The organism is Nonomuraea cypriaca (assembly GCF_015645445.1).
GTDB classification, from domain to species: Bacteria; Actinomycetota; Actinomycetes; order Streptosporangiales; family Streptosporangiaceae; genus Nonomuraea; species Nonomuraea cypriaca.
In genome coordinates, this window is record NZ_JADOGI010000162.1 from 1 (window position 1) to 24,341 (window position 24,341).

General features: G+C 69.2%; 24 protein-coding genes and 2 pseudogenes. 13 read left to right on the forward strand and 13 right to left on the reverse strand.

The features are described 5' to 3' along the window. Together ITP53_RS38335 and ITP53_RS38345 are read right to left on the reverse strand one after the other, a co-directional pair. Nucleotides 1-112 (reverse strand): annotated as a pseudogene (locus ITP53_RS38335) (WYL domain-containing protein); the annotation flags it as partial. A gap of 285 nt (nucleotides 113-397) precedes the next feature. Then, on the reverse strand, nucleotides 398-835 hold the full coding sequence (locus ITP53_RS38345) for a glutaredoxin domain-containing protein (protein ID WP_195900368.1): 438 nt from the start codon (nucleotides 833-835) through the stop codon (nucleotides 398-400). 147 nt (nucleotides 836-982) lie between these two features. On the opposite strand from ITP53_RS38345, the gene ITP53_RS38350 reads away from it, so the two are divergent. Then, the gene (locus tag ITP53_RS38350) at nucleotides 983-1,567 is read left to right on the forward strand and encodes an aminotransferase class I/II-fold pyridoxal phosphate-dependent enzyme (RefSeq protein WP_195900369.1); all 585 of its coding nucleotides are present in this window, start codon (nucleotides 983-985) and stop codon (nucleotides 1,565-1,567) included. Continuing rightward, on the forward strand, nucleotides 1,536-1,832 hold the full coding sequence (locus ITP53_RS38355) for a DsbA family oxidoreductase (RefSeq protein ID WP_236051609.1): 297 nt from the start codon (nucleotides 1,536-1,538) through the stop codon (nucleotides 1,830-1,832). Before ITP53_RS38350 ends, ITP53_RS38355 begins: the two co-directional genes overlap by 32 nt. A gap of 20 nt (nucleotides 1,833-1,852) precedes the next feature. On the opposite strand, the gene ITP53_RS38360 is transcribed toward ITP53_RS38355, so the two are convergent. Further along, entirely contained in the window at nucleotides 1,853-2,242 is a 390-nt protein-coding gene (locus tag ITP53_RS38360; protein ID WP_195900371.1) for a winged helix-turn-helix transcriptional regulator, read from the reverse strand. On the opposite strand from ITP53_RS38360, the gene ITP53_RS38365 reads away from it, so the two are divergent. Together ITP53_RS38365 and ITP53_RS38370 are read left to right on the forward strand one after the other, a co-directional pair. Further along, nucleotides 2,168-3,601, forward strand: coding sequence for a glycoside hydrolase family 43 protein (locus ITP53_RS38365; RefSeq protein WP_195900372.1), 1,434 nt, complete (start codon nucleotides 2,168-2,170; stop codon nucleotides 3,599-3,601). The genes ITP53_RS38360 and ITP53_RS38365 overlap by 75 nt on opposite strands. Beyond that, entirely contained in the window at nucleotides 3,598-6,843 is a 3,246-nt protein-coding gene (locus ITP53_RS38370) for a galactose-binding domain-containing protein (protein WP_195900373.1), read from the forward strand. The genes ITP53_RS38365 and ITP53_RS38370 overlap by 4 nt, the downstream gene beginning before the upstream one ends. An 84-nt stretch (nucleotides 6,844-6,927) precedes the next feature. Here ITP53_RS38370 and ITP53_RS38375 read toward each other — a convergent pair whose 3' ends face one another. Beyond that, nucleotides 6,928-7,140, reverse strand: coding sequence for a CGNR zinc finger domain-containing protein (locus ITP53_RS38375; protein WP_236051610.1), 213 nt, complete (start codon nucleotides 7,138-7,140; stop codon nucleotides 6,928-6,930). Between the two features lie 184 nt (nucleotides 7,141-7,324). On the opposite strand from ITP53_RS38375, the gene ITP53_RS38380 reads away from it, so the two are divergent. Next, nucleotides 7,325-7,711 (forward strand): SRPBCC family protein, encoded by a 387-nt coding sequence (locus ITP53_RS38380; protein WP_195900374.1) that lies wholly within the window; start codon nucleotides 7,325-7,327, stop codon nucleotides 7,709-7,711. Between the two features lie 18 nt (nucleotides 7,712-7,729). On the opposite strand, the gene ITP53_RS38385 is transcribed toward ITP53_RS38380, so the two are convergent. Continuing rightward, on the reverse strand, nucleotides 7,730-8,221 hold the full coding sequence (locus ITP53_RS38385) for a hypothetical protein (protein ID WP_195900375.1): 492 nt from the start codon (nucleotides 8,219-8,221) through the stop codon (nucleotides 7,730-7,732). Nucleotides 8,222-8,403: 182 nt separating this feature from the next. Between ITP53_RS38385 and ITP53_RS38390 the strand changes: the two genes are divergently transcribed. The 4 genes from ITP53_RS38390 to ITP53_RS38405 all read left to right on the forward strand — a co-directional run bounded on the left by ITP53_RS38390 (nucleotide 8,404) and on the right by ITP53_RS38405 (nucleotide 12,403). Beyond that, nucleotides 8,404-9,057 carry a hypothetical protein gene (locus ITP53_RS38390; RefSeq protein ID WP_195900376.1) on the forward strand — a complete coding sequence of 218 codons (654 nt, stop codon included), beginning with the start codon at nucleotides 8,404-8,406 and terminating at the stop codon, nucleotides 9,055-9,057. A 223-nt stretch (nucleotides 9,058-9,280) separates the two neighbouring features. Further along, entirely contained in the window at nucleotides 9,281-10,102 is an 822-nt protein-coding gene (locus tag ITP53_RS38395; RefSeq protein WP_236051611.1) for a CPBP family intramembrane glutamic endopeptidase, read from the forward strand. A 140-nt stretch (nucleotides 10,103-10,242) separates the two neighbouring features. Next, nucleotides 10,243-11,058: an SAM-dependent methyltransferase gene (locus ITP53_RS38400; protein WP_195900378.1), complete on the forward strand. Its 816-nt coding sequence runs from the start codon at nucleotides 10,243-10,245 to the stop codon at nucleotides 11,056-11,058. A gap of 58 nt (nucleotides 11,059-11,116) precedes the next feature. After that, nucleotides 11,117-12,403, forward strand: coding sequence for an aminoglycoside phosphotransferase family protein (locus ITP53_RS38405; RefSeq protein WP_195900379.1), 1,287 nt, complete (start codon nucleotides 11,117-11,119; stop codon nucleotides 12,401-12,403). Between the two features lie 33 nt (nucleotides 12,404-12,436). Here ITP53_RS38405 and ITP53_RS38410 read toward each other — a convergent pair whose 3' ends face one another. Together ITP53_RS38410 and ITP53_RS60635 are read right to left on the reverse strand one after the other, a co-directional pair. After that, nucleotides 12,437-13,660 (reverse strand): family 43 glycosylhydrolase, encoded by a 1,224-nt coding sequence (locus ITP53_RS38410; RefSeq protein ID WP_328817137.1) that lies wholly within the window; start codon nucleotides 13,658-13,660, stop codon nucleotides 12,437-12,439. A 41-nt stretch (nucleotides 13,661-13,701) separates the two neighbouring features. Beyond that, nucleotides 13,702-13,908: pseudogene (locus ITP53_RS60635) on the reverse strand (RICIN domain-containing protein); the annotation flags it as partial. Between the two features lie 243 nt (nucleotides 13,909-14,151). Between ITP53_RS60635 and ITP53_RS38420 the strand changes: the two are divergent. Continuing rightward, nucleotides 14,152-14,298 carry a hypothetical protein gene (locus ITP53_RS38420; protein WP_207757027.1) on the forward strand — a complete coding sequence of 49 codons (147 nt, stop codon included), beginning with the start codon at nucleotides 14,152-14,154 and terminating at the stop codon, nucleotides 14,296-14,298. A 19-nt stretch (nucleotides 14,299-14,317) separates the two neighbouring features. After that, on the forward strand, nucleotides 14,318-15,205 hold the full coding sequence (locus ITP53_RS38425) for a dihydrodipicolinate synthase family protein (RefSeq protein ID WP_195900380.1): 888 nt from the start codon (nucleotides 14,318-14,320) through the stop codon (nucleotides 15,203-15,205). 323 nt (nucleotides 15,206-15,528) lie between these two features. On the opposite strand, the gene ITP53_RS38430 is transcribed toward ITP53_RS38425, so the two are convergent. The 4 genes from ITP53_RS38430 to ITP53_RS38445 form a co-directional block, all read right to left on the reverse strand. Continuing rightward, a complete protein-coding gene (locus tag ITP53_RS38430) occupies nucleotides 15,529-17,085 on the reverse strand; it encodes an ABC transporter permease (protein WP_195900381.1) in 1,557 nt (518 codons plus the stop codon). Further along, on the reverse strand, nucleotides 17,082-17,954 hold the full coding sequence (locus ITP53_RS38435) for an ABC transporter ATP-binding protein (RefSeq protein ID WP_195900382.1): 873 nt from the start codon (nucleotides 17,952-17,954) through the stop codon (nucleotides 17,082-17,084). The genes ITP53_RS38430 and ITP53_RS38435 overlap by 4 nt, the downstream gene beginning before the upstream one ends. Next, nucleotides 17,947-18,612: a TetR/AcrR family transcriptional regulator gene (locus tag ITP53_RS38440; RefSeq protein ID WP_195900383.1), complete on the reverse strand. Its 666-nt coding sequence runs from the start codon at nucleotides 18,610-18,612 to the stop codon at nucleotides 17,947-17,949. Before ITP53_RS38440 ends, ITP53_RS38435 begins: the two co-directional genes overlap by 8 nt. 161 nt (nucleotides 18,613-18,773) lie before the next feature. Further along, complete coding sequence (locus tag ITP53_RS38445; RefSeq protein ID WP_328817133.1) at nucleotides 18,774-19,487, reverse strand: histidine phosphatase family protein; 714 nt, start codon at nucleotides 19,485-19,487, stop codon at nucleotides 18,774-18,776. A 232-nt stretch (nucleotides 19,488-19,719) separates the two neighbouring features. Here ITP53_RS38445 and ITP53_RS38450 point away from each other — a divergent pair, with 232 nt between their 5' ends. After that, on the forward strand, nucleotides 19,720-22,545 hold the full coding sequence (locus ITP53_RS38450; protein WP_207757028.1) for a beta-L-arabinofuranosidase domain-containing protein: 2,826 nt from the start codon (nucleotides 19,720-19,722) through the stop codon (nucleotides 22,543-22,545). A 107-nt stretch (nucleotides 22,546-22,652) separates the two neighbouring features. Here the strand turns inward: ITP53_RS38450 and ITP53_RS38455 are convergent, their stop codons facing one another. Further along, on the reverse strand, nucleotides 22,653-22,982 hold the full coding sequence (locus ITP53_RS38455; protein ID WP_328817135.1) for an AAA family ATPase: 330 nt from the start codon (nucleotides 22,980-22,982) through the stop codon (nucleotides 22,653-22,655). A gap of 118 nt (nucleotides 22,983-23,100) precedes the next feature. Between ITP53_RS38455 and ITP53_RS38460 the strand changes: the two genes are divergently transcribed. Continuing rightward, a complete protein-coding gene (locus tag ITP53_RS38460; protein WP_195900384.1) occupies nucleotides 23,101-23,817 on the forward strand; it encodes a hypothetical protein in 717 nt (238 codons plus the stop codon). Between the two features lie 133 nt (nucleotides 23,818-23,950). Here the strand turns inward: ITP53_RS38460 and ITP53_RS38465 are convergent. After that, the coding region (locus ITP53_RS38465) for a zinc ribbon domain-containing protein (protein ID WP_195900385.1) at nucleotides 23,951-24,341 on the reverse strand (391 nt) is incomplete at its 5' end.

Below are 24,341 nucleotides of genomic sequence, written 5' to 3' on the forward strand. Positions count from 1 at the left end.
CGGTCGGGGTGCGGGGGGTCAGGCGGTCCACTCGGAAGGTACGCCAGTCGTCGCGGTCGACGTCCCAGGCGACCAGGTACCAGTGGCGGCCGAAGCTGACCAGGCTGTGCGGCGCAGATCTACTACGAGGAGATGTCCGCGAGCGCGTGGAGCGAGGCCGGCGCGGAATGGGGTGAGGGAGCGGCCGGGTGGGAGCCCCAGCGCGGTACGGTGCCGACCGGTGTGCTGGTCTCCCGCCATGACGTGACGATCCGCCGCTGGGCCGAACGCGACCAACGTGGTGCACTGGAACGAGGCGGGCAAGGGCGGCCACTTCCTCGCGATGGAGGCGCCGGAGCTGCTGGCCGGCGACGTCCGCGAGTTCTTCAGGAAGCTGCGCTGAGGCAGGCGTTCCCGATCACGGGGATGGGGGGAGCTGACCGCGTACCCATGCGGGATCGGGGTTGACGTACGGCCGGCCCGCCAGCACGACGGTCGGCACGGTCTCGTTGCCGCCGTTGGCCGCCCTCACCTCCGCCGCACCGGCCGGGTCGCGCCAGATGTCGACCCAATGCAGCCGGCGGGCGTTGCGGCCCAGCCGGAACCGCAGGCGCAGGCAGTACTTGCAGCCCGCCCGCCAGTAGACGATCGGCCGGCCGTCGGCCGCGCTGCGGCGTTGTGCCTCCGCCGCGCCGATCGACCTCGGGAAGGCCAGCGGCGAGTACAGCACTCCGAGTAGGACGAACACCACAAGTAGGGCCGTGGCGGCGCCGGGGGACCCGCTCGTGATCTGCGCGATCGCGAGGAGTGAGCCGCAGACCACGAACAACATCGGCAGGAGCCAGGCGCGCGTCATGGTGACACAGGCTATCGGTGGCGCGGTTTCGGGGAATCGACAGCCGGGCGTGCGGCGGTGCCACCCCGTTCCCGGTACGCCGATGCTTGACGGCGTGGCGACGACAATGGATCTTGAGCTCTATACCCGGACAACTGGAGGTGCCTTGTGCGGCCGAACACCCGCTTCGCCGACGTGCAACCGATCGGCCTCGACGAGGTGGCGGAGGCCGCGGGCGCCGACCCCGATGTCCTGCGCATGGAGAACCTCGACACCGACGTCCCTCCGCCGCCCGCCGCCGTCACCGCCACCACGCGGGCGCTGGCCTCGGGGGAAGGCAACAGCTGGCTGCCGCTGACCGGTCTGCCGGTGCTGTGCGAGGCGGTCGCCGGCGAGCTGCGCAGCCGTACCGGGCTCGACTACGACCCGTCGCGGCAGGTCGTCATCACCTCGGGCGGCACCTCAGCGGTCATGCCCGTACTGCTCGCCACCACCGAGCCGGGCGAGCCCGTGGTGCTCACCGACCCCACCTACGCCGGCCTCCTCCAGCGGGTACGGCTGTCCGGCGCCCGCCCGCACTTCCTCCCGCTCCGCGTCGAGGGCGGCTACTGGCGCCTGGACCGTGACGCCCTCACCCAGGTCACCACCGCCGCCGCGCTGCTCCTGATGAGCCCGTCGATGCCCTCGGGCGTGCTCCTCGACCGCGACGACTGGGCCGCCGTTGCCGAGACCTGCGCGAGGACCGGCGCGTGAGGGCCGCTCCATCGTGGACCACGACACGCTGGTGGAGCTGGCCGGGGACGCCGGGCTCGATCGGGAGCGGACGCGCTCGGTGCTGGCGTCGGACGCGTACGCCGACGCCGTACGGCGGGATCTGGACCGTGCGGCGAGGCTGGGCATCGACGGTGTACCGACGCTGGTGATCGACGAGCGCCGGGTCATGTCCGCGATGGAGTCGCCCGAGGTGCTGGCCAAAGTGCTCACCCAGGCGCTGGAGCGGAAGAGCCCGCGCGGGTGACCGGCTCGTGAGAGCTGCCCTCACGTCTCGTGCGCATGCGGGTGAGCCGCCCGGCGCCGGGCGTCCACGATGTCCACGCTGTGCTCCGTGATCCAGTCGATCAGCCCCTGCAGCGGGAGCGAGAGGCCGTGGCCCAGGTCGGTGAGCGCGTAGCTGACCTTCGGCGGCGAGGTGGGCACGACCGTACGCTCGATCAGGCCGTCGCCGGTCAGCAGGCGGAGGTTCTGGATCAGGATCTTGTCACTGATGCCCTCGACCTTGTCGCGCAGCTGGAAGAAGCGCAGCGGGCCGGGGGCCAGTGCCGACAGGATGAGCACCCCCCATCGGCTGCTGATGTGGTCGAGCACCGTCCTGCCAGGACAGTCCCTGGTGAACGGGTCGCTCACCCTGCGTTCGGAGCCGGCAGCCATACGCGAAACCTACCCTCGGATAGGTGCTTACTCGCGGGGCCGCCGATCACTACCGCGATCTACACGGCCGACCCGGCCGCGCTGGTCGCCGGCGACACCCTCTACCTCTACACCGGCCACGACGAGGCCCCGCCCGGCGGCACCAACTTCGTCATGCGCGACTGGCATGTCTTCACCTCATCCGACGCCACCACCTTCACCGACCAGGGCGCCAAGCTCGCCATCTCCAACTTCTCCTGGGCGGGCGCCGACGCCTGGGCCGGCGAGGTCGAGCGCGGGGCCGACGGGCGGTACTACTGGTACGTCCCCGTCAACGGCAACGGCGCCGGCTGGATGGACATCGGCGTGGCAGTCGGCGACAGCCCGCTCGGCCCGTTCACCGACGCCAAGGGCGGCCCGCTGATCAGCGACAGCACCCCCGGTAGCTCGCCGCTCAACATCGACCCGACCGTCTTCACCGATGACGACGGCCAGGTCTACATGTACTGGGGCTCCTACTACGGCCTGCGCGCCGTCAGGCTCAACGCCGACATGACCTCGACCGTCGGCTCGGTGATCACCCCGAGCGGCGTGACGAACTTCTGGGAGGCCCCCTGGATGTTCAAACGCGACGGCGTCTACTACCTCGCCTACGCCGCCAATGACTCGGCCTGCTCGGCGCCCGGTTACGCCTGCATCCGCTATGCCACCGCGAGCAGCCCGCTGGGCCCGTGGACCCACCGCGGGGTCGTGCTCGACCAGGTCACCTCGACCACCAACCACCCGGCGATCATCGAGTTCAAGGGGCAGTGGTACATGGTCTACCACAACGCGAGCAGCCCCGGCGGGGGCAACTTCCGCCGCTCGGTCACCATCGACAAGCTCTACTTCAACGCCGACGGCACGATGCGGAAGGTCGTGCAGACCGGCGGCAGCGGCGGCGGTCAGCCGCCGACCGGCACGAACCACGCCACCAGCGCCACCGCGTCGACGTCGTACGTCTCCCCGTGGGAGACCCTGGCCGCCGTCAACGACGGGTACGTGCCCACCAGTTCCGCCGACCACAGCCACGGCGCCTACGGCAACTGGGATCACCGGGGTACCGAGTGGCTCGAATACCGCTGGCCCACGGCCAGGAGCGTCTCCAGGGTCGCCACCTACTGGTTCGACGACGACCTGGGCATCGACGTGCCGGCTTCCTGCCGGCTCCAATACTGGAACGGCACCGCGTACGTGGACCTGCCCGGCGGGTGCGGGGTGGCCGCGAACACGTACAACGTCTCGGCCTTCGCCCCGGTCGGCACCACGCGCCTGCGGCTGAACATCACCTCCAAGCCGAACCACTCCACCGGCGTCCTCGAATGGATGGCACTGGCATGAGCAGAATCGTCATGGCCCTGCTGCTCGTCGCGGGCTTACTCGCCGCCGACGCACCGGCGCACGCGGATCAGACCATCGGCTTCCCGGCCTTCAGCGGCCCCGCCGTCCCGGCGCCGCCCGGGTCGTACACGACCGGCGACATGATGCGGGCCATCTACGACGCGGAGAGTTCGGGCACCGACTTCTGGATGGACCGGCTGCTGGCCCGCTCGGGCAACGATCCCGCGGGCGCCTGGCTGATGTCGCGCGGGCGGGCGCTGTTCATGAAGACGCACACGCCCGGCACGCTCGGCTTCGCCGGCCAGGCGGCGTACTGGGAGAGCATCAGCGACAACAACGCCTACACCGTCGCGATCACGCCGGGCACGTTCACGGAACAGGTGAGCTCGCGCCGGCAGGCGCCCAGCCACTGGAAGAGCCGGCACACCAGCGGGTCGATCACGGTCGACCAGACCAAGTTCATCACCGAGAACAATGCCGCCGTGACGAACCTGGCCATCACCAACAGCGGCTCCAGCTCGGCGACGCTGCAACTGCGGGCCACCTCGCCGTACACCACGTCGGGCAGCGGCGGCGAGCTGACCGGCCAGGTCAACGCCTACAACAACCTCACCACCCTCTACCCGCGACTCACCGGTGACGGGTTCGGCGTCTCCAGCGGCGGGCTCAACAGGTCCGTGACGGTCGCGGCCGGGGCGACCGTGACCGTCAAGCTGGTCATGGGCTTCGTCGCCAACGAGCTCCCCGCCTCCCGGACCGAGTACGACGCCTACGCCGGCTACTCGGCCGCGACCGCGTTCGCCACCCACGTGCGTGCCTACAACCAGTGGTGGGCCGAGAACGTGCCCTACATCGACGTGCCCGAGCCGGCCATCAAGAAGAACATCTACTACCGCTGGTGGCTGATGCGCTTCAATCACCTGGACGCGGACATCCCCGGGCAGACGTTCCAGTTCCCCACCTCGACCGAGGGAGTCCTGGGCTACAACAACGCGATCGCGCTGACCCAGCCCATGCACATCGACGACCTCAAATACCTGCGCAACCCGATCTACGCCTATGGCGACTGGCTGAGCGTCGGCCAGACCTCCAAGAACGGCCGCTTCCTTGACAATCCCGGCGACCCGGCGAACTGGTCGAACAGCTACACCCAGTACATCGCCGAGGCGGCCTGGAAGAGCTACCAAATGCACGGCGGCCAGCCGGCCATCGCCGCCAACCTGGCCCGCTACGCCGAGCAGGACGTCGAGGGCCAGCTCGCCTTCTATGACACCGACAACAACAAGCTCATCGAATACGACTGGGGCGCCCTGACCGGCAACGACGCCGACGCCGTCTCCTTCCACTGGAAGAACGGCCGCATGGACCGGGCGGAGGCCGCCTACCAGTACAGCGGCGCGCTGGCCGCCGCGCAGGCGTACCAGGCCATCGGCAACACCGCCAAGGCGGCCGAGATGAACACGTTGGCCACGCAGATCAAGGACGCCATCGTCAACGTGCTGTGGAACCCCGGCAGGCAGTTGTTCGAGCACCGGCTGAAGTCCACCAACGAGTGGGTGCCGTGGAAGGAGATCAACAACTACTACCCGTTCTCGGTCGGCGCGATCCCGAACACGGCCACCTACCGGCAGGCCCTTCGCCTCTATGACAACCCGGCCCAATACCCGATCTTCCCCTTCTACACCGCCAACCAGGTGGACAAGGCGGCCGCCGCCGCGGCCGGCAACCCCGGCTCCAACAACTTCTCCACGATCAACTCCACCGTCCAGTTCCGGCTCTACTCCAAGGTGCTGCGCGACTACCCGAACGAGTGGATGAGCGCGACCGACTACAAGAAGCTGCTCTACTGGAACACCTGGGCGCAGTACGTCGGCGGCAACACCCAGTGGCCGGACGCCAACGAGTTCTGGGCCGACTGGAACGGCAGCACCATCCAGTACCGCTCCTGGATCCACCACAACATCCTGGGCAGTAGCAACTGGACCGTCATCGAGGACGTCGCCGGGCTGCGAACGCGCAACGACGCCAAGGTGGAGCTCTCTCCCATCGACATCGGCTGGACCCACTTCACCGTCAACAACCTGCGCTACCGCAACGCCAACCTGACCATCGTCTGGGACGACCCGGCCGACGGCGTCGTACGCTATCCCGGCGTGCCCGAAGGCTACTCGATCTACATCAACGGCAGCCGGGCGGCCACCGTGTCGTCGCTGGTGCCGTTCACCTGGGATCCGGCCACCGGCGCCGTCTCCACCAGCGGCACGGTCACCCACCACGTCGCCGTCCCCGGCCTGCAGACGCCGACCCAGGTGAGCCACACCAGCGCCCGCATGGTCGACATGCTCGCCAAGGCGGGCGTCGACCTGACCGCCGACCTCGCCAACCTCGCCGCCGGCGCCACCACCACGGCCTCCACCACGGCCTCGGGCACCAACACCGCCGGCGCCGTCGACGGATTCCCGATCAACGAGCCGTTCTGGGGCGGCACCACCGCTGGGCAGGACTGGTACGAGCTGAACTTCGGCTCGGCCCGCACGCTCAACGAGGTGCGGCTCCACTTCAAGGACAGCCGCCCAGCGAGCTCCACCTACCGGGCGCCGGCGTCGTATGACGTCCGGTACCACAACGGCAGCGCGTGGCTGAGCGTGCCGGGCCAGGCCAAGTCCCCGGCTACGCCGCGAGCCAACTACAACGTGGTGCAGTTCCCTGCCGTCACCGCACAACGCGTGCGCGTGCTTGCCACGGCCGCCTCCGGTGCGAGGACCGGGCTCACCGAGATCAAGGTCCACAACCGGGGCGGCGTCCAGCCCTCCGTCAACCTGGCGCAGTCGGCCACGCCATCCGCGTCGTACACCTCCGCCTGGGAGAGTGTGGCCGCCGTCAACGACGGCGTCAATCCGCCGTCGTCGAACGACACCGCGAACCCGCGCTGGGGCTGCTGGCCGGAGACAGGCGAGCAGTGGGTGGATCTGACCTGGTCTTCGGCCCGCAACCTGAACAAGGCCGAGGTGTACTTCTTCGACGACGAGCAGGGCATCGACATGCCTGCGTCGTGGAGGTTGCAGTACTGGAACGGCAGCGCGTACGTGGACGTGCCCGGCGCCAGTGCGTACACGCTGACCAAGAACGCCTACAACAGCGTCACCTTCACCGCCACCAGCACCACCCGCCTGCGGGTGCTGCTCACCGGCAACGGCGCCGGCTCCGTCGGCCTCCTGGAGGTCAGGGCCTACGGAACCTGACGCGCTGAAGGGGCGTGCCCGCCACGGGCACGCCCCTGGTCTTCGGCGAGAGCCGACCGCACGGCTGCGGCCCCGCCGCACACGTCAAACGCCGGTGGCCGTGAGCCTGCTCTTGCGGGAGCGATAGTTCGCCGCCTTGATCCGGTTGCCGCATTCCTCCATGCCGCACCATTGCCGCTTGCCGCCTCGTGAGCGGTCGACGAAGATCCGCGTGCACTCCGGCCTGGCGCACTCCCTGACCCGCGACTCGCCCATCTCACTGAGCAGCTCGGCCGCCGAACGGGCCGAGTCCCTCAAGAGCGCTCAAGTCGATCCGGGCAGTGGCTGTCCGAGCGCCCACTTATATTCCTCTGTTGACATATAACCGAAGCGGCATGTTATGGTCTGGGCATCGCAGTAAGCGACTGGAGGAACCATCGTGTCCCAGCTACCCCCGCCCGACCTGTCCGGCCGGCCCCATCAGTGCGTCGTAGAACGGACCATGGAATCTTCGCCCGCCGCGATCTACATGGCATGGACCGAGCGGTTCGACACGTGGTTCGCTGAACCGGGTGTGATACGGATGCGACCGCAGGAGGATGAGCCTTACTTCTTCGAGGTTGTGCACGAGGGAGCCCGAAGCCCTCACTACGGTCGATTCCTCACCCTCGATCCGGATCGCCTGGTGGAACTCACCTGGACCAACGGACGGAACGGCACAAACGGCGCCGAAACCGTGATCAGAGTGGAGCTCACGGCAGCCGAGACCGGGACGCATCTACGTCTCACTCACGCCGGTTTCTACGACGACCACTCGGCCAAGCAGCATGCGAACGCCTGGCCCCGTGTGCTCGCTCACCTCGATGAGCGCCTCAGCCGGCGACACTGACACCGCCGCCTGCTCCGTTCAGGGGAGCCACTCCTGGAGTCCGGCGAGATGGCCGAGTTCGGACTCGACGTGCCGCCTGTCGTCAGTGGTGAGCTCAATAGCGTGCAGATCGGCGAGCCAGGGATCGGTGGGCTCGCCGAGGACCATGGACAGGTCGATGAGGAGGCACAGGGCGATGGCCCGCTCGGCCGCCGAGGCGTCCGCGCCGTGCCTGCGCAGCCCGGACTTGAGCGCACGGAACGCCTGCAGGTCGTCGTTCTTGAACTCGCGCAGGCCTTCGGTCCGCTGTTCCCCAGCGGGCATGAGGGTCTCGGCCGTACCCAGGTCGTGGCCAACCTGGACCGGCAACCTGCGTGAGGGCACCACCACTCTGCTGTGCGTCGACGGGTTCGTGACGGCGGAGCAGCTCGCCGAGACGCGGCGAGCGCACCCGATGAACATCGGCCTCGCCTCGTGCAACACCCCGAGCGGCCTGGCCGCCGCCGAGATCGCCGACGGGGGCGGCCTCACCGAGGACAACCGCCGGTTCACCGCCGACGTGGCGGCCCGCGAGGGCGCCGTCGCGTTCGGCGAGATCGGCGCCGGGCACACGCTGGGCGGGGGCGGCGCCAGCTACATGTACATCCCCGCCGCGATCAGGGAGCGCACCCGCAAGGAGATCACACCGGCGCAGGCCAACGCTGAAGTACGCGGTGCTGGGCCGGCACATCGACGCGAACAGCTACGACGCCGGCCGGGTGACCGAGGAGCTGGCGAAGATCGGGCTCGACGACCAGCTCACCGCCGAGAAGGTCAGGGAGATCGTGTCCGGCATCGTCCTGCCCCCCTTCGAGGTCGCCCTGCGTGGCCTGACCGAGGCCGCCGAGTACGGCAAGCGCCACGACCTCCCGGTCCTGGTGCACAACGCGGCCGCCTCGATGCGGCAGGTCGCCAGGATCGCGGCCGACGACGTACGGCTCATCGCCGGCCACTCCAACCACGACAGCCTCACCGTCGAAGAAGCCGTACGGCACGCCGAGGCCCTGCGTGAGCTCGGCGCGACCGTGGACGTCTCCACGCTCGACTGCCTCGGCGCGCGGCGGCTGGTCGACGGACCCGAGCTGACGTTCACCATGCTCCGCGAAGGACTCGGGGACACCATCTCCACCGACTACGCCGCCGGTTTCCACGACCCGATCCTGCTCTGCGTCTCAGAAGCGGTGAAGGCGGGGGCCGTGGAGCTCGACCAGCCCGCCCACGCGATGCTCCGCCGCGCGGCGGAGCTCGTCCTCGCCGACCCGCCGGAGGAACGGCCGGTGGACGTGATGGTGGAGCCCACGCTGGTGGTGCGGGAGTCCTCCGGCTGAGAGCCGGCGGTACCCCTGGCTATACCTCCATTGGGGCGTACGCGGGAGAGACCGGAAGGGGCCGCGAGTGGTGTGCTGATCACTGTCAGTCAAGCGCTCCCCAAGGGAAAATGAAATGGCAGTCAGCAGCCGGCCGGATACCGACCAGGATCCGAGTCAGACCGGGCTTCGGGGTTTGTTCCGTCGCCATCCACTGGTCAGTTTTTTCGTCCTGGCCAACCTGATGAGCTGGGTCGCCTGGGTGCCGTACATTCTCTCGGCGACCGGCCTCGGGGTCTTGGACTTCACGATGCCCGCACTGCTCGGTTCCACGCAGTTCCTCGGCGTTCTCCCCGGCGCCTATCTCGGCCCCATCTTCGCCGCGTACATCGTCACCAGAGTCGCGGACGGCAAGGAGGGCGTCCGCCGGTGGATCGTGCGGATGACGAAGTGGCGGGTCAGCTGGGTCTGGTACGTCGGTGCCGCCCTCGGCGTTCCCGCGGCCATCATCCTCGCCGCGCTCGCGCTGTCCAACGGGGACATCCACATGCCGCCCGTCCTCCTACTGGTGTCCTACCTGCCGGGCCTGCTACTCCAGATGATCACGACCGGTCTGGCGGAAGAGCCCGGCTGGCGCGACTTCGCCCTGCCCCGCATGCAGCGCAAGTTCGGCCCGCTGGGCGGCACCCTCATCCTCGGTCCGCTGTGGGCCCTCTGGCACATGCCGCTGTACCTGAGCGAGTGGGGCGGGTGGCCGGACGTCACCTGGACGAGGATCGGCGAGTTCGTCGCCTTCTGCTGCGTCTTCAGCGTGGTCGTCACCTGGGTGTTCAACCGGACCGGCCAGAGCCTGCCGCTGATCATGGTGCTGCACGTCAGCGTCAACAACTTCATGTCGATCCCCTACTCGGACATGTTCCCGTCGATCGCCACCGCCGACCATGCGTCCAAGGTCACCCTGCTCGCGGGCACCACGGCGGCGATCGTGATACTCATCCTGACCCGCGGCCGCCTCGGCTACCGTCCGGCCGAGGAACCCACACCGGAGGTCACCCATCAAAGCTGAACGACCGCGCGGCGAAAGCGGGCGCAGGACCGGAAACGGTCCGGCGCCCGCTTCGCGTCCGAGTTCGCCCCGCTTGCGACCATTGATGATCTATGTTGGTGCTTTAGCCGTGGGCCAGGCACACCGATAAGGAGGCTCCAATGGGTGAGGCGCATCAGGAGATGGACAAGGCGGCGATGTTCGCGCGGATCGACACCTCCGTTCCGCACCCGGCGCGTGTGTGGGACTACTGGCTGGGTGGCAAGGACAACTACGCGCCCGACCGCGAGGTAGCGGAAGAGATCGTGAAGGTCATGCCGGACCTGCCGGTCAACGCGCGCGCCGAACGCGAGTTCATCGGCCGCGTCGTGCGTCACCTGGCGGCCGAGTGCGGCATCGACCAGTTCCTGGACGTGGGCACGGGCATCCCGACGGCGGACAACACCCATGGGGTGGCGCAGCGGGTCGACCCCAAGGCCAGGATCGTGTACGTCGATAACGACCCGATCGTGCTGGTCCATGCCCGAGCACTGCTGGTCGGCACCCCGGAGGGGGCCACCGCCTACGTCGACGCCGACCTGCGTGAGCCCGAGCCCATCGTGCGCGAAGCCGCGCGGACGCTCGACTTCTCCCGCCCGACGGCGTTGATGCTGATGGGAGTGCTGGAGTTCGTCCCCGACGCCGAGCAGGCGCACGCCTCCGTGAGCACGCTGCTGGACGCGTTGCCGTCCGGCAGCTATCTGGCGATCGCGCACAGCGTACGGAGCCCTTCGATGGAGGACGCCGCCGCCCAGTGGAACGCCAGCGGCGCCACCCCGCTCACCTTGCGTACCAGCGAGCAGTTGCGGGCCTTCTTCCGGGGGCTGGACCTGGTGGAGCCTGGCGTGGTGTCGCTCCCGCGCTGGCGCCCCGAACCCGGCACCAGCTACCAGGACCGCGAGGTCTTCCAGTACGGCGCCGTGGGCCGCAAGCCATAGTGCCTCCTCGGCCCGATATTCCGTAGCCGGGAAGGCGCCGATCGAAGAGACTGCTCGCATGAGCCGGACCGTCAGCGCATGGGTGACCTGGGGCACGGAACATCTCGGCGTCGTCGGCCCCTTCGCGGTGGACGTGCCGTGGTGGGCGGAGGTCGAGCCGGTCGTCACCCACCTGCGCCAGGCACTGGGCGTGGACGTCCTGGTGCTCCGCCTCCTGAGTGTGGACGGCGGCGAGGGCGCGCGCGACGGCCACGTGACCTATCACGTCGAGGCGCTCGAACGGCCCGAACCCGGGCTACCGCCTCCCCTGCCTGCCGATCACGCCTTCCTGAACCGGCCGCCCTTGGACCGGCCGCTTCCGGACCGGGCGCTCCTGGACCGGTCTGAAGACGAACTGCTCGACCGGCCCGATGAGGTGCTGGACCGGGCCGAAGGGCTGCGGGCGCCGTGGGCCGGGATCGACGGGCTGCGGGAACTGCTCGACTGGGCGTCGGACACCCTGACCGCCCGGGGCCGCCCGCCCACCGGGCCGATCCGGCAACGCAAGACCTGGAACCTGGCCGCGCTGTTCACCCTGCCCACCGCCGACGGCCCGGTCTGGCTGAAGGCCACACCCCACTTCGCCGCCGACGAGGCCACCGTCATCGGCGCGTTCGCCGCCCTGGACCCCGGCCTGGTCCCCACGGTCATCGCATCGGGACCCGGGCGCGTCCTGCTGGAGCACCTGCCCGGTGAGGACTGCTGGGACGCCTCCGCCGAGATCATCGCCGGCGCCGTGACCCGCCTGGTCGCCGCCCAGGCCGCCCTGGCGGGCGCGGTCCCGCCCGGAGTGCCTGACCGGCGCGGGTCCGTGCTCGCCGGCCAGGTCCGCGACCTGCTGGCCGGCGACGTGGGCCGCGAGCTGACCGCCGAGGAGGTCACGGGGGCGTACAGGCTGGTCGAACGGTGGCCCACGCTGGACGAGTGCGGCCTGCCCGACACGATCGTGCACGGCGACTTCCACCCGGGCAACTGGCGCAGCGACGGCGGCCCACCGGCCGTCGTGGACTTCGCCGACGCGCACCTCGGCAACCCGGTGCTCGACGGAGCACGGGCCTGCGACTTCCTGCCGCCGGCCAAACGACCCGCCGCCGCACGCGCCTGGATCGACGCCTGGACCGCCCACGCCCCCGGCAGCGACCCGGCGCGGGCACTCGCGATCGCGGAACCCCTGGCACACCTGAGCTACGCCGTCCGCTACCAGGAGTTCCTCAACGGCATCGAGCCATCGGAGCGGATCTACCACCTCGGCGACCCCGCCGCCGGCATCCGCGCCGCGCTCCGCTCGGTCATGGTCGTGGACTGAGGGAGCGTATCCCGCGCCTCTGGAGGGCGCCCGCTAGTAGACGAAGGGCCAGCCGGCGTTGTCGTACCCGATGAGGTTGATGCCGAGCAGGGCCGCCCCGTTGTCGGCGTAGTAGTGGTAGAAGAGCACCTCGGCGTCGGTGTCGGTGATCACCGCCTGGTGCCCGGGGCCGTGGACGCTCCCGTGCCCGGCCAGCACCTGGGTGCCGCCGCCTGAGGTCAGTGCGACGCCGTTGCGGTCGACGTACGGGCCGGTGACGCTGGTCGAGCGGCCCACCATGACGCGGTACGTGCTGCTCGCGCCCTGGCAGCAGGCGTCGAAGGAGACCCACAGGTAGTAGTAGGAGCCGTGTTTGAAGACGAAGGGCGCCTCGATCGCGGTGCTGCCGCCGGTGCGCTGGGCGATGCCGCTGATCGAGGTGCCTAGGCGCTTGCCGGTGGCGGGGTCGAGCTGGATGAGTTTGATCCCGGTCCAGAAGGATCCGAAGGAGAGCCACCAGCGGCCCTGGTCGTCCACGACGAGATTCGGGTCGATGGCGTTGTAGGTGCTCGACGACGTGGTGGAGATGATCAGGCCCTGGTTCGTCCAGCTCCCCGACGCGCCGGTGGTGCTGGTGGCCAGGAAGATCGCCGAGTTGCGTGAGCCGAACGTCGAGGCCGAGTAGTAGAGGTAGTACCGGCCGTTGCGGTATGAGATGTCGGGCGCCCACAGGTTGGCGCCGCCGCCCGTGTACGAGGTGGTCCACGGCGCGCCGTTGGGGAAGACCGCGCCGGCGTTGCGCCAGGCGGTCCGGTCGGTGGAGGTCTTGAGCGCGATGTTGTCGCCGGTGTGAGCCAGCAGATAGACGCCGTCTGGACGCTTGACCACGGCCGGGTCGTGCACGCCGATGTCGCCCGTCACCAGGCCGGGGCCGGGATAGGAGGCCGGCGGCGTGGTGGGCGTGCCGGTCGGCGTCGGCGTCGGGGTGCCGCCGACCACCACGAGCTGCCACTGCTGATTGGCGCCGCCGTTGTCGGCCCACTGCACGACGTCGCCGCCGTCGGCGGTGGATCGCTGGTAGACGTCCATCGCCTTACCGCCGGCGCGGTTGATCAGCTTCACGTGGCCGCCGCTGGTGTCGGCCACCGACCACTGCTGAGCGGCGCTGTTGCCGTCTGCCTGCTGGACCACGTCCGCGCCGTCCGAGGTGCCCGAGACGTGTGCGACCTTGCCGGAGTGGCGTGCTTGGAGCCGGTAGTAGCCCCCGCCGGAGTCGATGAACCGCCACTGCTGGTGGCCGCGGAGGTGTTACGTGTCCACTGGATGACGTCGCCGCCGTCCGCGGTGGAGGCGCCGCTGACGTCGAGGACTTTGCCACTATGGCGGTTGACCAGCTGGTACCAGGCATCGGTGTCGATCGTGGCGGCCTCGGCGGGCCGGGTCAGGACGACGAGCACCGAGCCGAGGACGAGCGCGACGGCCACCGCGAGGGATCGTTTCCACAGGTGTAAGGGCGTACGGTGCACGACTTAACCCCTCTCGGTGCCGCTGTTATCGCTAACATTCGGGAGTGTCGAGGCCACCTGACCGCCTGTCAAGGCGTGAGGTCTCCACGCGGCGGAAGCAGCACATGAGCGCTGAAAGTTTCATGGCCGACCCAGGTCAATGGGGTGGGGTGACCGCCGGCAGCGCGGCGAGTCTCCAGGCCCACCGGATCGCCATGTCCGCGGCCGGCCTGCGCACCGACCTCTTCGCGCGCGGTCAAGCAGATGGTGCGGCGTACCGCGCACTTGACCGGCAGGGAGGCGCGGGCCGTACGGTTGCCCGGGTTGATGGCGGCGCTCGACAGCGAGGACAGCCGGGAGGGGGTACGTGCTTCACAGGAGAAGCGCACGCCCGTCCGGCCCGGCCACTGACCCACCAAGAAAGGTAGACATGTCTCCCATTCCTTTGAAGCCCGGTGTGTGGGGCGTCGTGGCGACGCCCTTCTCGGGCCCGGCGTTCGACGTCGACGAGACGAGCCTGGCCGGGCTCGTCGAGCACTACGAGCAGGCCGGGGTCACCGGGCTGACCGTGCTCGGCGTGTTCGGCGAGGCGGCCCGGCTGTCCACCGCCGAGCGCCGCGCCGTGCTGCAGACCGTCGCGGGCGCGGTCGGCCTGCCGCTGGTGGTGGGCGCGACCTCGCTCGGCACCGCGCCGGTCATCGAGGAGGTGCGGCTGGCCCAGGAGGTCGCGGGCGCCCGGATGGCCGGAGCCATGGTACAGGTGAACTCGGCCAACCCCGAGACGCTCGCCGGGCACCTGCGCGCCGTACACGAGGCCACCGGCGCCGGGCTGGTCGTGCAGGACTACCCGCTGGTCAGCGGGGTCACCATCGCCGCGGACGCGCTCGTGGCGGCGCTCCGCGACCTGCCCTTCGTGGTCGCGGTGAAGGCCGAGGCGCCGCCCACCCCGCCCGCGATCGCCACGCTCACCGCCGGGCTCGACGTGCCGGTCTTCGGCGGGCTCGGCGGCATCGGGCTGCTCGACGAGCTGGCCTGCGGGGCGTCCGGGGCGATGACCGGGTTCTCCTTCCCCGAAGGGCTCATCGCGTGCGTCGAGGCCTGGCGCGAGGGCGGCTACGTGGCCGCCCGCAAGGTGTGGGCGCCCTATCTGCCGCTGGTGAACTTCGAGCAGCAGGCCAGGATCGCGCTCGCCATCCGCAAGGAGTGCCTGCGCCGGCGGGGGCTGATCCTGGAGTCATCGGTCCGGCCGCCCGCCGCCTCCCTGCCGGACTCTCTGTCGGAGCAGCTCGAGCGCCACCTGGCGGAGGCGGGCCGGTAAGCGCCGGGCCGCCATGGGTTGACATGGCGTGAGGACCGCCGGGGAGCGGCCGGTACGCTTCCCCGGCAGGCTCACACGATCACGGAGGACGTCGGTGAAAAGGCTGATGGCCCGGCTCTGGCACGGGATCGGCGGGTCGATGCGGTGGCGGCACGATGCGGCTGAACCCGATGGAGATCCTCGAGGCCCGCTGGTGCGCCCCTGACGACCTTCCCGAGGGCCTGCTGGAGTCGCACCGGCTCCTGATCACCTCCGCGATCTGCCCACCCGATGCGCCGCGGTCGTTCGCGGCGCCCGGGCGTTTCCCGCCCGACCGGCTCGGGTCACAGGGCCAGATCGCGGCGGCGGAGCCCGTACAGGCCCACCGCCGTGAAAGCGGCGGCCACGAGCGTGAGCCCGAGTAGCGTGCCCGGTCCCCGATCGGCCAGCGTGGAGTAATGGACGTGCGCGAACGGGGAGCTCATGAAGAGCGAGTCGCTCACCAGTCCGACCTCCCAGCCGATTTCCAGGGCGATGGACAGCGCCAAGGCGGTCAACCCCACGACCGCTCCGGCCCGCCGGAACAGCCCGAATGCCGCCACGGCGATCCCGGCTATCACCCAGATGCCGGGCAGGATGAACGTGGTGGTGGCCAAGCCACCGGCGAAGTCCCCGTTGCCGAGGCCCAGCCCGAAGCCGGCGACCACCAGCACGGCGACGGGTACCGCCACCGCGAACAGGAGATGGCTGACCGCCCAGCGGGCCCGGCTCACCGGGTGAGACAAGAAGAGTTCCGTGGCCTGCTCGCCGCGCAGGCGGAGCACCGTCATGATCGCGTACAGGGAGACGGAGTACATCGCCAGCTTGTACACGACGAGCCTGAAGAATATCTCCGCGGGATCACCTGTTCCCATCCGCGCGGCCCAGAGGTCCAGCGCTCCGCTCTGACCGAACGTTTCGATGGCGGCCTGCCCGCCCAGCCCGACCGCCGCTCCGATGAAGGCGGCACCCGCGATCCATGCCAGGGCCATGCCCCGGTGCAACCGCCATGCCAGCCCAAGCGGTCCGCGCAGGCCGTTCGGGGCCTGGGCGGGGCCGAGCCGTGGCGGCACCAGGCCGGCGCCGATGTCCCGGCGGGCCGACAGCGCGTAAGCCACCCCGATCAAGGCCGCGACGAACACTGCCACCAGCAGGAACACCCACCACTGCTCGCCGCCGAAGGGGCGAGCCCGCAGCAACCAGCCCTGCGGCATGAGCCAGCCCAGCCATTCCATGCCCGGGCCGCCCACGTCGCTGACGCCTCGGACCAGGTACGCCGCGAACCACACGGTGAAGGCCACGGCTCCGGCCGCGCGGGCGGTCTGGGTCACCTGTACGGCCACCGCAGCCAGCGCGGCCCCGACCCAGCCGCCTGATGCGCCCATCAGCCCCCAGGCGAGGGACCCGGCCAGGGGGAGCCCGGCGCTCACGCAGACCACGGCGATCAGCACGGCCAGGACGGCATTAGCGGCCAGCACGACGATGAGGGCCGCGGTCAGCGGGGCGTGCCGCCCCACGGCGGCCGAGCCGACAAGCTCCCGCCGCCCCTGCTCCTCGTCTGAGCGGGTGTGCTTGACCAGGAGGATGACGCTGGCCAGGGCGGCGAAGACCGCGGTGGCGGCGCCCCGCTGCTGAGCGGCGACCGCGCCCAGGCTGTCGCCGTAGGACGGCCCCTGCATCAGAAGGATCACGGGGTTGTTCACGATCTCGTCGGCGTATTGCAGGCGTGCTTCCGGGGTCGGGAGCAGCTCCCCGATGGTGGCCACCGTGGTCGTGACGAAAAGGGCGACCAAGAGGATCCACAGCGGCTGCCAGACGCGGTCGCGGCGCAGGATCAGCCGGATCAGTGCTGCCGTATTCATCGGTAGTGCCTCATGAACAGCTCTTCGAGGGTGGGGGGCTGGGCGGTGATGTCGCGCACGCCGTACTCCGTCAGCCGGGCCAGCACGTCGCCGATGTGGTCGGTGTCGGCCTGGAAACGCACGCGATGACCGTCGACGCTGAGGTCGTGGACACCGGGGAGGCCGTCATCCGGAACCCTGGCGAGTTCGGCCGTGACCGAGGTGCGGGTGAGATGACGCAGCTGCGCGAGCGTGCCGGCCTCCACGATCCGGCCGTCCCGGATGATGCTCACCCGGTCGCAGAGCGCCTCGACCTCGGCGAGGATGTGGCTGGAGAGCAGGACCGTACGGCCCGCGCGCCGTTCCTCGGCGATGATCTCGCGGAAGACCGCCTCCATCAGCGGGTCGAGACCGGAGGTCGGCTCGTCCAGCAGCAGCAGCTCCACCTCGGAGGCGAGCGCGGCGATCAGCGCGATCTTCTGCCGGTTGCCCTTGGAATAGGTCCGGGCCTTCCTGCGCGGATCCAGGGCGAAACGCTCGATCAGCTCGTCGCGCCGCTTGGCGTCGGTGCGACCGCGCAGCCGGCCGAGGAGATCGATCACCTCGCCGCCGGACAGGCTCGGCCAGAGGGTGACGTCGCCGGGTACGTACGCGAGCCGCCGGTGCAGTTCGACGGCCTCGGCCCAGGGATCGCCGTCGAGCAGCCGGACCTCTCCGCCGTCCTTGCGCAGCAGGCCGAGGAGGATGCGCAAGGACGTGGTCTTGCCGGCGCCGTTGGGGCCGAGGAAGCCGTGCACCTCTCCTTCCCGTACGGTCATGTCCAGGCCGTCCAGCGCACGGACCTGGCCGAAGTTCTTGATCAGTCCCTGAATCCGGATCACATCAGTCATGGGGGTGCTCCTTCATGTGGTGATCGGCGACGGCCTGGTGGACCTGGCTCCCCGGCCCCGCGGCGATCCACTCCCCCACGTGCGCGTAGACATCGGCCAGGGCCATGCTGACCCGGACGAGATTCGTCCTGCGCAGCGTGTCCGTGCCGAACCGCCGGGACAGATGCTCGTGGAGCACGATCGTGCCGAGGTGCATCGCCGACATCACGGCGGCGCGTTCGCGTACCTTCGCCTCTCCCGGGGGGAACTCATCCGGCCAGCTCTCCGTGAAGAACCGCTCGGCGGCGTCGGCGCCTTCGTCGAACAACGCCGCCGCCACAGGTGAGCCCTCGACCAGGGCCCGGGCGAGATAGCGCACGCTGAGCTCGCTCGCCTCGTACATTCCCCCGATGAGCTCGGGAGTGACGTCCGCCCCGTCCTGGACCTGGCCCGCGGCGCCCAGGATGGTGTCATGGACATGCGCGTCGCAGGCCTCCCGCAGGCCCTCCTTGGAGCCGAAATGGTGCTGTACCAGGCCGACCGAGACGCCGGCGGCGTCGGCGACGGCCTTCATCGTCGCACCCTTGAAGCCGCGCTCGGCGAACTCCGCCAAGGCCGCGTCCCGGATCCGCGCGCGGGCGGTCAGATCCTCGGGCGGCCGATCGTTGGTTGTACGCATAAACCGAAAACTATATGTTCATATGGTATCCGGCAAATCCATATTGCCCGAGGCCGCGACCGAGACGGGAACGTGCTGCTGCCGCGCCACCGGCTCTGGCCCAGGAACGGCAGTGGGGCCCGCCGACGGGCGGTGCTGATCGGCGCTCGGGTGGGGCGCTGTCAGGTGGGGAGGGCGGCCGTGGTGGAGAAGGTGGCGGCGAGATGCGCGGTGTCGTTGAAGCGGCGCAGGATCCACCGGGTATCGGTCAGCACCAGGTGTGACACCGACGCGTTGTCGGCGCCGAGGAACGCGAACGGCCGCGAACCCGTGGCCGCCGCCAGCGCCTCGGCGATCACACCGCCATGGGCGACCACGACGAGCCGCTGGTCGGGGTGGGCGGCGGCCAGGTTGCCGAGCGCCTTGCGCACGCGATCGGAGAAGGCCGCAGCGGGCTCCGCGCCCGGGATCACGTCCCAGCGCTCCTCGGCCGACATCCGCCGCGCGGTCGGGTGGCCTTCCGCGACCATGCGCCGGAACAGGCCGCCTTCCCACTCGCCGAGGTGCACCTCACGCAGCGCGGGCTCCACCACCGGCGTCAGGCCGACCCGGGCGGCGAGCGGCGCGGCGGTCTGCGACGTGCGCCGCAGCGTGCTCACGTAGATCGCGTCGATGGGCTCGGTGGCGAGCCGCAGGCCCACCCGCTCCGCCTGCTCACGGCCCTCGGGCGCGAGGCCGGGATCGCCCTGGCCGTCCACCAGGGGGAACGGCCGATCGGGGTGCGCCGGCTCGGATTCGCCGTGCCGGACCAGCAGAACCTCGGTGGCCCCGGGTGGCGTACGGAACCGGCTCTGCCGGTACTCCCCCGCCGTTCCGCTCTCAGATCCCACAATCACGGAACATTACTCCACGAAACCGGGAAACGGGCGCGGCCCTGAGCCGTGGCGGTTCGGTCTCTTGACGAGGGCCATGAGATCGTTAACACTCTCGACATATGAGCCTAGAGCAGCGTTGAGCGACTTCTTCGACAAGTGAAATGTTAGCGCTACCAAACTTCTGCCAGCACGCGGACCAGCGCTTTTCCGCCACCGAGCCACAGCCCGGAGTCTCCATGCTCAAGGAGAAGAGATGACCCAGATGATGCCCAGGCGCGAGGCGCTACGGCTGGCCGTACTGGCAGCCGCCACGCCGGCCGCGCTCACCCTCGTCTCGCCCGCGGGAACGGCTCAGGCCAGCGCCGCACCGGCCTCACTACCGCAGAACGACCCCGCGGTGCCCGCCGGTTGGCAGGTGAAGCCGTTCGCCAACAGTCAGGTGACGTTGGGCGACAGCCTGTTCAGCGCCAACCGGGACCGGATCCTGAATTTCCTGAGGGCCTATCCAGCCGACCGGATGCTGTCCAACTTCAGGGCCAACGCCGGACTGGACACGCTGGGCGCGCAACCCCCCGGCGGCTGGGACGACGCGACCGGCAATCTCCGCGGCCACTACAGCGGGCACTTCCTCAGCGCCCTGGCGCTGGCCTACGCGGGCTCCGGCGACGACTTCTACAAGGACAAGGTCGACTACATGGTCACCGCGCTGGGCGAGTGCCAGGACGCGCTGGCCGAGCGGGTGGGCGAACCCGCGCCGCAGCCGACGCCCGTCGCGAGGGTGGCGGGAAAGTTCGGCAGGGCGGCGAAACTCGACGGCCCCCAGTACGTGTCCCTGCCCGCCGACATCGTGAGCGGCCTGGATGACTTCACCATTTCCGTGTGGCTCAACCCGGCGGCGATCAGCACCTGGTCCAGAATCTTCGATTTCGGCACCGGCACCACGCGCAACATGTTCCTCGCCGTGAGCGCGGGCTCCGCGCCGAGATTCGCCATCACCACCAGCGGGGGCAACGGCGAGCAGCAGGTCAACGGCAACGGCCAGTTGCCCACGAACGAATGGACCCATGTCGCGGTCACCTTGTCGGGAAGCACCGGGACCCTTTATGTCAACGGTTCGCCGGTCGGCACGAACACCGGCATGACGCTCAAGCCGTCCAGCCTCGGCCCGACCGGCAACAACTGGATCGGAAAATCGCAGTACGGCGACGCGTACCTGAAGGCCGCCGTGGACGAGTTCCAGATTTACGACCGCGCGTTGACCGAGGCGGAAATAGCCGCCTTGATGAGCGACGCCGGGGGCGGAAACGTCGCGTCGTACCGGTTCGACGAGGAGAGCGGGGAGCGCGCGGGCGATTCCTCTGGCCGGGGAGCGGACGCCCGGCTGGTCTCGGAGGCCAGCGGGCATCCCGGCCCCAGCCATCCCGGTTTCCTGGCCGCGTACCCTGAGACGCAGTTCATCCAGTTAGAGCAGTACGCGACCTATCCCACGATCTGGGCGCCCTACTACACCTGCCACATGATCATGAGAGGGCTGCTCGACGCGTATCGGTTCGCCGGCAACGAGCAGGCGCTCGACATCGTGCTGAAGATGGGCGACTGGGTCCACAGCAGGCTCGGCCGGCTCCCACGCGCCCAGCTCGACCGCATGTGGAGCATCTACATCGCCGGTGAGTACAACGCCATGAACAGCGTGATGGCCGAGCTCCACGCCATCAGCGGCAAAGAGGAATACCTCACGGCGGCCAGGTGCTTCGACAACACCGCGCTCCTCACGGCGACCGCCGACAACCAGGACACGCTCAACCGGAAACACGCCAACCAGCACATCCCCCAGTTCATCGGCTACCTGTCCATCTTCGAACAGTCCGACGAGCGCCAATACTTCACCGCCGCCGTGAATTTCTGGGACATGGTCGTACCCCATCGCATTTTCACCGACGGCGGTCTGGCAGGTCCGAGCGACAACGGCGAACTCTTCGGCGCGCGCGACGTCATCGTGGGCACGCTGGGCACCAACAACGCGGAAACGTGCTGCAACTACAACATGCTGAAACTGAGCAGGGGCCTGTTCTTCCACACCGCGGACCCGAAATACATGCAGTATTACGAGCGGGCGCTCTACGGCCAGATTCTCGCCTCCCGCCGCAACACCGACAGCACGACGAATCCGCTGCTGACGTACTTCATCCCCATGCGGCCGGGCGCCTCGCGCAGTTACGGCAACCTCGGGACCTGCTGCGGCGGCACGGGGCTGGAGAGCCACACCAAGTTCCAGGACTCGATCTACTTCCGATCCGCGGACGACTCCACGCTCTATGTGAACCTCTACCTGGCCTCGGAGCTGTCCTGGCCGGACAAGGGCTTCACGATCAAGCAGTCCACGGACTATCCGGCCGACCCCAAGGGAGAGACGACACTCACGGTGGACGGCTCGGGCCGGCTCGTGGTGAAGCTGCGCGTGCCGTACTGGGTGGAGGAGGGCTTCACCGTACGGATCAACGGGGCCGAGCAGAAAGTCGACGCCAAACCCGGCGAATATGTCACGCTCGACCGGAACTGGCGCAGAGGCGACAAGATCAGGCTCTCGATGCCGTTCTCCCTGCGGGTGGAGAAGGCGCTGGACATCCCGACCACCCAGAGCATCGCGTACGGCCCCGTCCCGATGGTCGCCAAGAGCGACGAGACCACCTACCGCGAATTCTCCTTCTACCGGGACTTCACCCTGTCCGGCGACCTCGAGGACGCGATCACGCCCACCGCGCCGATGACCTTCACGACGCACGGTCTGCCGCTGGTCCCGCTCTACGTCAACGACACCGACCGCTACCACGCGTACTTCCATCGCGTCGAGCCGAAGATCGTCTTCGGAAAGGTCGACTCGGGCGTGCCGAACTACGAGCGCGAGGATTCTGTGACGTTCCTCGACGCGGTCTGGGCCGAGGCCCCCTTCGAGAACCGGGGTAGGTTCCAGTCCGCCGTGGCCCGCACCGCGGAGGACTGGGTCGGCGCCGGACTGATGACGTCCACCGAGAAGGACGCGGTGGTGTCCGCGGCCGCCAAGGCCAAGCTCCGCCCCTGATGCTCTTTGATGGGAACGCGGTTCCGGCCACTGACCAGGGCGAGGTAGGAACGGGCGGGTCTCCGGTGTCAGGGAGTCCCTTCCGTTCCGCGTGCTCGGCGCGAGCGTCAGTGGCCGACGCTCTGGTAGTGGTCGAGTTGGCGTCGCCAGATATCGTGCGTCGTCAGGATCACGGTGGTACGCCCGGCGCGGTTGGTCTCCACGATGAACTCGCGCACCGCTTCCTTGGCCAGCACGTCCAGCCCGACGGTGGGCTCGTCGAGGTAGAGGAGCGGAGGTTCGTACAGTACGGCCGCGGCCAGGTCGCCACGCATACGCTGGCCGAGGCTGAGCTGGCGTACCGGGGTGTCGAGGAACTCGTCCAGCCCGAGCAGGTCGCACAGCTTCTTCAGCGACGTCTCGAACCGCGGAGCGGGAACGTCGTAGAGCGAGCCCACCAGACGTAAACCGCACCTCAGGCGGCCGCCGGCATCATCCGGGTAACGATCGCCGTCGAACCCGATCGCGTCCCCCGCCTGTGATCAGCTTCGGGCACGATCACTTGCCATGAGAAAGATGATCACAATCCTGGCGGCCTGCGGTGCCCTGATGGCGACCGGCGTCCCCGCGCAGGCGGCGGCCAAGGACCCCGTCAGCGTGCTGAAGACCAAGCTCAAGCCCGGGCACGGCGTACGCTTCACCGAGACGACCACCTGGTCGGACGGCACCGACGAGCGGGAGGCCCAGAGCAACAAGGGCGTCTTCCAGTTCGGCAAGAAGGGCATCGCGGCCTTCGACATCAAGACGGACGCGGTCGGCTACGGGCCCGGGCGGGTCATCAACATCGGCAAGACCACCTACCACTCCGGCGACGTCCTCACAAGGCTGCTCTCTGAGGACAAGCCCTGGTTCAAGACCCCCACCTCCGGACTCCCCGACAGCTGGGGCCAGATCCTCAATCCGGCCGAGCCCGAGACCTTGGCCGCGCTGATCAAGAACGGCAAAACGGACAAGAGCTCCGTGACCGGCGAGATCACCATGAAGGACCTCAAGAAGGCGTCCGCCTGGGTCTCCGACGCGAGGATGGACAGCGACTTCGACTCCACGAAGATCTCCTACACCCTCACGCTCAGCTCGGCCGGTCTGGTGAGCAAGGTGCGGAGTTCGTACACGGTGACGGAGGACGGGGAGAGCAGCATCGTCACCGTTGACAGCCGCTACACCGGGTGGGGCGGCAAGGTGTCGGTCAAGGCGCCGGATCCCGGCAAGGTGACCACCAAGCTGTTCGGCTGACCGCCACGGGCTGCGGGTCGACGGCACCCCCATCTGGCTGGTCAGCGGTTACGAGGAATGCCGGGCCGCGCTGAGCGACCCCAGGCTGAGCAGCGACCTCGCCCGCCAGTCAAAGTTGAAGCGCTCCCCACGACTAGAGTCGGGGGATTCCAGCCGGCTCGGGCTCCGTCTGCGCGGTGGCCTGGGCTGCTGTTGCTTGGCGGTTGGCCTTCCGGCCCACGCGGTTGCGTGGTTTGCGCGCCCCAGCCCGCACACCCGGTCTGGGTTGTGCGTGCTCCGCCCTTCCGGCGGTGAGGATGTTCTTGGCGGCGTTCACGTCGGCGTGGTCGGTGTGGTGGCACGAGGTGCACCGGAAGACCGCTTGGCTCTCGCGGGACTTCCGGTCCACCACTGTGCACACGTTGCACCTCTGGCTCGTGTACGCCGGGTTGACGGTGATCACGTGGGTGCCCGTGTACCGGGCCTTGCTGCGGGTGGCGAGTTCGATGCGGTGCCAGCCCTTGTCCAGGATGGACCGGTTCAGG

Bases quoted from the DNA above. Each gene is read 5' to 3' on its own strand.
- ITP53_RS38435 (WP_195900382.1), bottom strand. From the start codon at position 17,954: ATGACTGATGTGATCCGGATTCAGGGACTGATCAAGAACTTCGGCCAG.
- ITP53_RS38450 (WP_207757028.1), top strand. From the start codon at position 19,720: ATGACCCAGATGATGCCCAGGCGCGAGGCGCTACGGCTGGCCGTACTG.
- ITP53_RS38360 (WP_195900371.1), bottom strand. From the start codon at position 2,242: ATGGCTGCCGGCTCCGAACGCAGGGTGAGCGACCCGTTCACCAGGGAC.
- ITP53_RS38395 (WP_236051611.1), top strand. From the start codon at position 9,281: ATGAGCTGGGTCGCCTGGGTGCCGTACATTCTCTCGGCGACCGGCCTC.
- ITP53_RS38420 (WP_207757027.1), top strand. From the start codon at position 14,152: ATGGTGCGGCGTACCGCGCACTTGACCGGCAGGGAGGCGCGGGCCGTA.
- ITP53_RS38370 (WP_195900373.1), top strand. From the start codon at position 3,598: ATGAGCAGAATCGTCATGGCCCTGCTGCTCGTCGCGGGCTTACTCGCC.
- ITP53_RS38440 (WP_195900383.1), bottom strand. From the start codon at position 18,612: ATGCGTACAACCAACGATCGGCCGCCCGAGGATCTGACCGCCCGCGCG.
- ITP53_RS38460 (WP_195900384.1), top strand. From the start codon at position 23,101: ATGATCACAATCCTGGCGGCCTGCGGTGCCCTGATGGCGACCGGCGTC.
- ITP53_RS38380 (WP_195900374.1), top strand. From the start codon at position 7,325: ATGGAATCTTCGCCCGCCGCGATCTACATGGCATGGACCGAGCGGTTC.
- ITP53_RS38430 (WP_195900381.1), bottom strand. From the start codon at position 17,085: ATGAATACGGCAGCACTGATCCGGCTGATCCTGCGCCGCGACCGCGTC.
- ITP53_RS38345 (WP_195900368.1), bottom strand. From the start codon at position 835: ATGACGCGCGCCTGGCTCCTGCCGATGTTGTTCGTGGTCTGCGGCTCA.
- ITP53_RS38425 (WP_195900380.1), top strand. From the start codon at position 14,318: ATGTCTCCCATTCCTTTGAAGCCCGGTGTGTGGGGCGTCGTGGCGACG.
- ITP53_RS38400 (WP_195900378.1), top strand. From the start codon at position 10,243: ATGGGTGAGGCGCATCAGGAGATGGACAAGGCGGCGATGTTCGCGCGG.
- ITP53_RS38405 (WP_195900379.1), top strand. From the start codon at position 11,117: ATGAGCCGGACCGTCAGCGCATGGGTGACCTGGGGCACGGAACATCTC.